We start from the raw sequence: 6,777 nt of genomic DNA on the forward strand, positions 1-6,777 counted from the left end.
CTTGCAGGTCCGAATTCAGCGGGCGAGCAGTGCTTCCACCACAAGCGGATTGCGAACCGGCGCTAGGGCGGACGCCAGATAGACGGTCCGTAGAGCGTCGTAGGCATGATCAAGATCGTCATTGACCACAAGCGCATCGTACCAGCGAGCCTCGGATATCTCTTTGCGCGCGGTCGCGAGACGGCGCGCGATGGTTGTCTCGTCGTCCTGCCCCCGTCCACGCAGGCGGCGCTCAAGATTTTCCATATCAGGAGGCAGGATAAACACAAAAACAGCTGTGGGAAGCGAAAGTTTCAACTGCGCCGCGCCCTGCACATCAATATCGAAAATTACATCCTGCCCCTTGCGCAACAGTTGCCTCACCGGCACCAGGGGCGTTCCGTAAAGATTGCCATACACTTCGGCCCATTCAGCAAAATAACTTTCGGACCTACGCCGCTCAAATTCGTCACGGCTCAAAAATATGTAATTTTGCCCGTCTGTTTCCCCCCGACGCGGCTCGCGCGTGGTGCAGGAGACAGAAAAGGCGAAATGCGGAAATTCACTGATCAGCCGGCTGATCAGCGTTGTCTTGCCCGCGCCCGAAGGCGCGCTCACTACCAAGGCTATGCCTTCACGTTGCATCAGCGCCCTCTTCTTGGACAGAATACTGACGAACGGCCTCATGGCCGTCTTTGGATTTTTCTTCTTTTTTTCCTCCCTCCTCCTGCGCAAAACGCTGGCTGATGGTTTCAGACTGAATGGAAGAAAGAAAAATATGGTTGGAATCCGTCACCAAAATGGATCGCGTCTTGCGCCCCTGTGTTGCGTCCACAAGCCGCCCTTCGGCCCTCGCGTCTTCGCGCAGACGCTTCATGGGCGACGAGGCGGGGTTGACGATACCCACTATCCGCCCGGCCAGCACATAATTGCCGAACCCTATATTTATGAGACAATCACGAGACATGCATCCTGCCAATAAACAGTAACATATTGATATAAATAATTTATAAGTTACAAATAACTGTGACGCGTCATGGCGCGTCGCAGTTATTCCAGATTCTGCACCTGCTCGCGGCACTTTTCCAGTTCGTTCTTAAAATCCACCACCAGCCGTGAAAGCTGTATGTCAGGCAGTTTGCTGCCGCATGTGTTGATTTCACGAAAACACTCCTGCAGGGTGAAGTCCAGTCGGCGCCCCACATCCCCCCCGTTTTGCAACAACTCGCGCAGCCGCTCCAGATGCGTGCCAAGGCGCGTCAGTTCCTCACTGACGTCCAGACGGTCAGCCAAAAACACCACTTCCTGAAGCAGGCGGGGATCTTCCATATCCCGGCCGCTTGACGCAAAGGCCTCGCCAAGCCGCTCACGTAGCGCGTCCAGCCGTTCTTCGCGGATAATCGGTGCGCGCTCGGCTATCAAACCTGTCCACTCTTCCATGCGCAGTATGCGTGAAAGCATGTCCGCGCCAAGAGCGCCCCCTTCAAGGGCGCGGGCCTCATTCCAGTCTTCCAGGGCCAGAGTGAGGCCTTCTTCCAGATGGGAAACAACGCCCTCATCAGGTTCGTCATCCGCACCGCTCCACAACTGCGGCACAGAGAAAAGTGCGTTGTAGTCGGGGATGAAACTTTCGCCGCGTTCAGCAGCCAGCCGCTGCAGACTTTCCAGCATGGCGCGGGCTAGCCCCGCGTCAAAACAGGGTGCCGTCGTCGCTGACGAGGATCGCAGATCAAGGCTGATGTCCACCCTGCCCCGAACGACAAAACGCCGCGTCACTTTTTCCAGGCGCGGCTCCAGCCCGTGCGCGGTGACAGGCAGCCGCCACCTGACTTCCAGATAGCGGCTGTTGACGCTTTTCACTTCCCATTGCTGGGTACCATCGGCGTGCTCCAAAAGACAGCGGCCAAAACCGGTCATGCTGCGGAGCATCGCCGCCTCCCTGTCTAAAACCATAAACGGATTCTAAAACAGGCCGGGCGATAACGCAAGATATTGGCTCAAGGCCGCAATCCGCAACATCCTGACACAAACATTTTTCTATATGCCTGTTATAATCAGTATGACTCATAATTATGATTGACAATCCGAGAGATTATTTCTGCTCCCCGCAGGAAAAGCCGCAGCCTGCCCGCATGCCGCAGCCGCCGGCGCCGCATGCGGGCAGGCCCGCGCCAAGCGGCCGCACTGGGCCCGGCTTGTACGGAAAAACTCCTTTTTTTACCGGACTTGGCGCGCTCATCTGACGCTCCACAGCGCCTGCGCCGCATTGCGGACAGACAAAAGCTGCGCCATTGGTCACAAGTTCTTCAAACGCGGTCCCACAGACCTTGCAGATAAAATCAAACATGGGCATACAAAACCTCCTGGCAGACATATTGTTCACAACCTAAAAATGTGACGCTTGCAGATAAATATTAAATTCAATAAAAACGACATGTTATAATATATGCCGACTGGCAATGGGTATGCGCCAGCCTATGCCGAAAGCCTGACGCGTGATTTTCAACACAGGCGCGGCCTGACGGCGCTTGAATTCCGCCGCGCGCACAAGCAACGCCACCCTGGCGACAACCTTTCTGGCATGCCCGGCGGCAACAACTGCATCCGTGCACAGGCGTTCTTCAAGCAGACAGCGTAGGATGGCGTCGAGCTCGTCATACGGGGGTAGGCTGTCCTGATCAGTTTGATTCGGACGCAGTTCCGCAGAAGGCGGTTTCAGCAGAATATTCTCTGGAATGCAGGCGCGGCCCCGCGTATTAAGCCAGCGACATAGGCGAAAGACCTCTGTCTTGTATACGTCGCCTATCACAGCGAGTGCTCCGCACATATCCCCATAAATGGTACAATATCCAACTGAAATTTCAGATTTATTTCCTGTTGTCAACAAAAGTTTGCCGAATTTGTTGGCAATGGCCATGAGCAGACAGCCCCGTATCCGCGCCTGCAAGTTTTCCTCCGTCACATCAGGTGCGCGCCCGGCAAATGTCTGCGCAAGTACGGCGTCACAGGCTCGCATGACCGGTTCAATAGGCAGAGTTGTGACGCGCATGCTGAGATTGCGGGCAAGGGTCTTTGCGTCGACAAGACTGTCTTCGCTGGAATACGGCGAAGGCAGCAGCACGCAGTGCACATTTTCCGGTCCCATCGCCTCACAGGCGATCGCCGCCGTCAAAGCGGAATCTATGCCGCCAGAAAGCCCGAGAAGCACACGGGACTGCCCTGTTTTCGCGCAGTAGTCTCGCACGCCCAGAACAAGTGCCCGCCACATTTCGGACTCCGGCGTAAAATCGTCTTCGGCAAGTGAGGAGCCTGGCGCGGCAATATCCACGCACAGAACGTCCTCCATAAATCCGGGCGCCCGCGAAAGTACCGCCCCGTCGCGGCTGACATGCATGCTACGGCCGTCAAAAATCAAATCATCATTGCCGCCCACGCTGTTGACATAGAGCGCATGAACGCCGTACTTGCGGACGAGCGCCGTCAACATCTCTTCCCGCAGTCTCTGCTTGCCGACGGTAAAGGGCGAAGCGGACAGATTGACAAGCAGGTCAAAAGGCGGATGCCCGGCCAAAGGTTCAAGGGAATACGCGGGCCAGGTTCTGAACGCGCTGTCATTCCAGATGTCCTCGCACACGGTGAGCGCCACGCGAAGACCGCCGCAGGCGATCACGCGCGGGGCATTGCCGGGCTCAAAATAACGCGCCTCATCAAAAACGTCGTAGGTGGGGAGCAATCGCTTGGCATAGCGCGCCATGACAATGCCCCGGTGAATAAAAACAGCCTGATTATGCACAGGTTTGCCCACGCCATTGGCGTTGCGGCCCACTGTGCCCACAACAAGAGCGCAATCTGACGCCGCCGTCCGCTGGGTGAGCGTGAGAACGGCGCACTCCGCCTCCTCAACAAAAGCCTGATACAGCAGCAGATCACGGGGCGGATAGCCGACAAGCGCAAGCTCAGGCGTGACGCACAACTGCGCGCCGTTGCGCGTTGCGGCCTGAAAGGCGTCAACTATGCGTTCCAAGTTACCGGCGATATCGCCGACTGTGGAATTGATCTGCAAAAGCGCGCAACGCATCCCTAATGTATTCCCTTGTATTCCTTTTCCACACTGCTTCCACACTGCTGAGAAACCCTTTACAGGGAAGTGTATACAATTACATTGCAAAACGCAATTGACAGGTATTTTTGCAGAGGCATGTTATGGAGGGAGAGGGGAGAAAAAGAAAAGCCCCCGGCGTTGTACGGGGGCTCTCAAACAATTTGGCAGCGGCCTACTTTCCCACAAAAAGCATGCAGTATCATCGGCGATGAAGAGCTTAACTGCCGAGTTCGGAATGGGATCGGGTGTACCCTCTTCTCCATGGCTGCCAAAAGCTCGGCCATATATAATTGACAGGGAAGGAAGGAGTTTCTTTCAAACAAGACTCACGGGCTATTAGTACTGGTCAGCTCCACGCCTCGCGGCGCTTCCACACCCAGCCTATCAACGAGGTGGTCTACCTCGGCCCTTCAGGGATTGCTCCAGGGAGAACTTATCTTAAGGCAGGCTTCCCGCTTAGATGCTTTCAGCGGTTATCCCTTCCGCGCTTGGCTACCCTGCTGTGCCGTTGGCACGACAACAGGTCCACCAGGGGCGCGTCCATCCCGGTCCTCTCGTACTAGGGACAGGCCCTTGCAATTCTCCTACGCCCACAGAAGATAGGGACCAAACTGTCTCACGACGTTTTAAACCCAGCTCGCGTACCACTTTAAACGGCGAACAGCCGTACCCTTGGGACCTGCTTCAGCCCCAGGATGTGATGAGCCGACATCGAGGTGCCAAACCGCATCGTCGATGTGAACTCTTGGATGCGATCAGCCTGTTATCCCCGGCGTACCTTTTATCCAATGAGCGATGGCCCTTCCATACGGGACCACCGGATCACTAACACCTACTTTCGTACCTGCTTGAGATGTCTCTCTTACAGTCAAGCTCCCTTCTGTGTTTGCACTCAACGGCTGGTTTCCAATCAGCCTGAGGGAACCTTTGCATGCCTCCGTTACTCTTTAGGAGGCGACCGCCCCAGTCAAACTACCCGCCAGACACTGTCCCCACGCCGGATAACGGCGTCGGGTTAGGGACCTGAAAAAACAAGGGTGGTATTTCAACAACGGCTCCCCCCATACTGGCGTACAGGGTTCACAGCCTCCCACCTATCCTACACATGCAGGTCCAAATCCCAATGTCAAGCTATAGTAAAGGTGCACAGGGTCTTTCCGTCTTTCTGCGGGTACACGGCATTTTCACCGCGACTTCAATTTCACCGAGTCTCTGGCCGAGACAGTGTGGAGATCGTTACGCCATTCGTGCAGGTCGGAACTTACCCGACAAGGAATTTCGCTACCTTAGGACCGTTATAGTTACGGCCGCCGTTTACCGGGGCTTCAATTCAAGGCTTCGCTTGCGCTGACCTCTCCTTTTAACCTTCCGGCACCGGGCAGGCGTCAGTCCGTATACGGCGTCTTTATGACTTCGCACAGACCTATGTTTTTAGTAAACAGTCGCCACCACCATTTCTCTGCGGCTCCCTCAAGCTCGTCAAGTAAATCGCTTCACCTGAAGGAGCACCCCTTCTTCCGAAGGTACGGGGTTATTTTGCCGAGTTCCTTGGCCAGAGTTCTCTCGAGCGCCTTGGATTATTCATCCCACCCACCTGAGTTGGTTTGCGGTACGGTTTGCGTATCCTATACTTAGAAGCTTTTCTTGGCAGTATGGACTCAACGGCTTCAGACCTTGCGGTCACGGACTCGCGTCTCAGCCTTGAAGTGTGCGGATTTGCCTGCACACAAGCCTACTCGCTTACACCGGGATCCAACACCCGGACCGTCTATCCTCCTGCGTCCCTCCATCGCGCGAATACACAAGTACGTGAATATTAACACGTTTCCCATCAGCTACGCCTTTCAGCCTCGCCTTAGGGGCCGACTAACCCTGGGAAGATTACCTTTACCCAGGAAACCTCGGGTTTACGGCGAACGGGTTTTTCACCCGTTTTATCGTTACTCATGTCAGCATAATCACTTCTCCTCAGTCCAGCATGGCTTACGCCACACCTTCAGCCCAAGAAGAACGCTCCCCTACCAGATCCCTTGCGGGAAATCCGAAGCTTCGGCAGCATGCTTAGCCCCGTTACATTTTCGGCGCAACGTCATTAGACCAGTGAGCTGTTACGCTTTCTTTAAACGATGGCTGCTTCTAAGCCAACGTCCTGGGTGTCTACACAACGTCACCACCTTCACCACTGAGCATGCATTTGGAGGCCTTAGCTGTCGGTCTGGGCTCTTACCCTCTCGACGACGGACCTTAGCACCCGCCGTCTGACTCCTGTGATACATCTGACCGGCATTCTGAGTTTGAAAGAGTTTGGTAATCTGGTAGGACCCCTAGCTCTGTCAGTGCTTTACCTCCGGCAGACAATTCACAAGGCTATACCTCAATATATTTCGGGGAGAACCAGCTATCACCGGGTTTGATTGGCCTTTCACCCCTATCCACAAGTCATCCAAAACGTTTTCAGCCGTTATTGGTTCGGTCCTCCACAAGGCTTTACCCTTGCTTCAACCTGCTCATGGATAGATCACCCGGTTTCGGGTCTGATCCGCACTACTCTTCGCCCTGTTCAGACTCGCTTTCGCTACGGCTCCACTTGCGCTTAACCTCGCAGTACAGATCAACTCGCTGACTCATTATGCAAAAGGCACGTGGTCACCGCTCATGGCGGCTCCCACAGCTTGTAAGCATCAGGTTTCAGATTC

The 6,777-nt window shown here is 55.0% G+C and carries 5 protein-coding genes and 2 rRNA genes (1 of these 7 only partly in view); all 7 read right to left on the reverse strand.

Annotated features, from left to right (window positions below; translation table 11 throughout):
* Positions 1-15 precede the first annotated feature (15 nt).
* Positions 16-624, reverse strand: coding sequence for a guanylate kinase (gene gmk, locus RSDT_RS04285; protein ID WP_096399696.1), 609 nt, complete (start codon positions 622-624; stop codon positions 16-18).
* The gene (locus RSDT_RS04290) at positions 614-946 is read right to left on the reverse strand and encodes a DUF370 domain-containing protein (protein ID WP_096399697.1); all 333 of its coding nucleotides are present in this window, start codon (positions 944-946) and stop codon (positions 614-616) included. The genes gmk and RSDT_RS04290 overlap by 11 nt, the downstream gene beginning before the upstream one ends.
* Positions 947-1,029: 83 nt before the next feature.
* Entirely contained in the window at positions 1,030-1,908 is an 879-nt protein-coding gene (locus RSDT_RS04295) for a YicC/YloC family endoribonuclease (protein ID WP_096399698.1), read from the reverse strand.
* 163 nt (positions 1,909-2,071) lie between these two features.
* Complete coding sequence (locus RSDT_RS04300; protein ID WP_096399699.1) at positions 2,072-2,332, reverse strand: FmdB family zinc ribbon protein; 261 nt, start codon at positions 2,330-2,332, stop codon at positions 2,072-2,074.
* An 84-nt stretch (positions 2,333-2,416) separates the two neighbouring features.
* Positions 2,417-4,057, reverse strand: a complete 1,641-nt coding sequence (locus RSDT_RS04305; protein WP_096399700.1) for an NAD+ synthase — start codon at positions 4,055-4,057, stop codon at positions 2,417-2,419.
* A gap of 183 nt (positions 4,058-4,240) precedes the next feature.
* Positions 4,241-4,354 (reverse strand): 5S ribosomal RNA (rrf, locus tag RSDT_RS04310).
* Positions 4,355-4,396: 42 nt separating this feature from the next.
* Positions 4,397-6,777, reverse strand: a 23S ribosomal RNA gene (locus tag RSDT_RS04315); it runs 548 nt beyond the window's last position.

Origin of the sequence: Candidatus Desulfovibrio trichonymphae (genome assembly GCF_002355955.1) — a bacterium.
In the GTDB taxonomy this organism is placed as follows: domain Bacteria; phylum Desulfobacterota; class Desulfovibrionia; order Desulfovibrionales; family Desulfovibrionaceae; genus Desulfovibrio; species Desulfovibrio trichonymphae.

What these genes read in the sequence shown, in the direction of transcription:
- gmk (WP_096399696.1), bottom strand. Translation starts at nt 624, where the DNA reads ATGCAACGTGAAGGCATAGCCTTGGTAGTGAGCGCGCCTTCGGGCGCG.
- RSDT_RS04290 (WP_096399697.1), bottom strand. Translation starts at nt 946, where the DNA reads ATGTCTCGTGATTGTCTCATAAATATAGGGTTCGGCAATTATGTGCTG.
- RSDT_RS04295 (WP_096399698.1), bottom strand. Translation starts at nt 1,908, where the DNA reads ATGCTCCGCAGCATGACCGGTTTTGGCCGCTGTCTTTTGGAGCACGCC.
- RSDT_RS04300 (WP_096399699.1), bottom strand. Translation starts at nt 2,332, where the DNA reads ATGCCCATGTTTGATTTTATCTGCAAGGTCTGTGGGACCGCGTTTGAA.
- RSDT_RS04305 (WP_096399700.1), bottom strand. Translation starts at nt 4,057, where the DNA reads ATGCGTTGCGCGCTTTTGCAGATCAATTCCACAGTCGGCGATATCGCC.